General features: G+C 37.4%; 2 protein-coding genes. Both read left to right on the forward strand.

Annotated features, from left to right (window positions below; all coding sequences use genetic code 11):
- The first annotated feature begins 211 nt into the window (after positions 1-211).
- On the forward strand, positions 212-1,363 hold the full coding sequence (locus B091_RS12255; protein ID WP_018110138.1) for a chondroitinase family polysaccharide lyase: 1,152 nt from the start codon (positions 212-214) through the stop codon (positions 1,361-1,363).
- Positions 1,363-1,800 (forward strand): polysaccharide lyase family 8 super-sandwich domain-containing protein, encoded by a 438-nt coding sequence (locus B091_RS12900; protein WP_018110139.1) that lies wholly within the window; start codon positions 1,363-1,365, stop codon positions 1,798-1,800. The genes B091_RS12255 and B091_RS12900 overlap by 1 nt, the downstream gene beginning before the upstream one ends.
- Positions 1,801-1,882: the final 82 nt, after the last annotated feature.

The following is a 1,882-nucleotide window of genomic DNA, read 5'->3' on the forward strand; positions in this document are numbered from 1 at the left end:
CATACATGTCTAAGTTTTTTATTATAAAACAACGGCTCAGGTAAAGTTGTTACCCAAGCCCATCATTTTAACTTACACACTTTATGAGAGGGTGTGAAAACTTCCTGCTAAGACTGAAATTGCAGATGTTAAGGTTATCTTCCCTGAGGGTAAAGAGGGTGTTCTTTATTTTGATTATGTAGAGTTTTCGAAGAATGTTTCTTGGCAAAAGATGACTGATGCTCAATACACAGTTAATCGTACAGACTTTAGCCTGATTCCTAACTTCATGCTTTATCGTAATACTGTACCTGCAGTTAATAATGTGATTTTGTCTTCTGAAAACGATATCAATGCGATTTCTAACCGTTTATATGATTGGTATCTTGGTGCAGATAATATGCCCTCTAATGACTGGGTTGATATCCGAGCTAAAGAAGAAGTGAAATTTGTTGAGAGTGGTGTAAAGGCTGGTAATAAGCTTAAGATTCGTTATGCTAAAGATTCAACTCCTGTTGGCTATCCATTGTTCCCAATGCGTACACCAGATGTGATCGATGGTGAAAAGGCGATTCAGTTTAGAACAATCAATGAAAAGGTACTTATTCCACTTGCTTTAGACTATAAGAAAAATGGCAACCAGAAGAGTCTCGAAAAGATAAAATATATTTACGATTGGTTCAATGATCAAGGTTGGGCTGATGGGAGTGGACTTGGTTCATTGACATTTGAGAAACTACGTAGTGCTGGTTATTTTCACTCTTTCTTCTTAGTAAAAGATAAGCTTTCTCCAGAAGTATTAGAAAGAGAGTTAAATGCTATTCATTGGTTCTCACTATTCGGTATAGCTTATCAAGAACCCACACATGCGGGTGAGGTAGCTGATAACCTTAGAGCTCTGGCTATTCCAAAATTGATCTACGCTTTATCTATTCCTGATGAGAAAGAACGTGAAGTGGCTATGACTGCTTTTAAACGTTATATGGATAATGCTTTAGCAATTGCTCCAGGCTTCTTTGGCACAATCAAAGCTGACTTCTCGGGGTATCACCATAGAGGTCCATATCATAGTGCTTATTATACTCATGCACTATATGCTGGTTCTTTAATTGCTTATTTATTGCATGATAGTCCCTATGCTTTATCGGATGAGACTGTGGCTAACCTAAAGAAAGGTTTGCTTACATTCAGATTCTTCTCAGCAAACCTTGATGTACCAGCTGGTACGACTGGTAGATTTCCTCATGGTCAACAGGTTTTAGAGAGTATCCTACCAGCTTTTGCTTATATTGCTCTTTCTACCGATGAACCCGACCAAGAGCTAGTTGCTGCATTTAAGGCTATTGTAAGCGATAAAACAATCAGGCTATCATTGACTACTTAATGACTGTAAACTCAAATTTAGCTTATACAAGTACTGTAGGTGAAGCTCAATTGATGTCTAAGTTATTAGATTTTGATATTGCTGCAGAAAAACCTGTATCAGGTTCTTTATTTATGCCTTACTCTGGAACATTGATCCAAAAAGATGAAAGATTCCAGTTTAATGCTAAAGGGTATAGTCGCTTTATTTGGGATTTTGAATCTTCTGATTCAGAGAACCTAAAAGGTCGCTATGTTTCTAATGGTCACTTGGAGTTCTTTGATCTCAAGAGTGGTCGTAAATCATTTAATCCTTTGAATAAAGACTTCGACTGGAATTACATTTCAGGAACAACTGTTCGTGTTTTGCCTGATGATCAGCTTATGGATAAAGGTGGATCAAGCTCTGGCCATAGACACTTTACTGATGAGACATTCCTTGCGGGTTGGACTTGCTAACTTTACCCGCACAACTAGTTAAGGGATAAAAAACTATCTTTATCCAATGAAACAACGAAAAGTATACAACCGAGAGTTTAAA

The sequence above is a fragment of the Bacteroides propionicifaciens DSM 19291 = JCM 14649 genome (assembly GCF_000375405.1).
Lineage (GTDB): Bacteria > Bacteroidota > Bacteroidia > Bacteroidales > Bacteroidaceae > Bacteroides_E > Bacteroides_E propionicifaciens.

Coding starts and splice junctions, on each gene's coding strand:
- B091_RS12900 (WP_018110139.1), top strand. CDS start 1,363: ATGACTGTAAACTCAAATTTAGCTTATACAAGTACTGTAGGTGAAGCT.
- B091_RS12255 (WP_018110138.1), top strand. CDS start 212: ATGACTGATGCTCAATACACAGTTAATCGTACAGACTTTAGCCTGATT.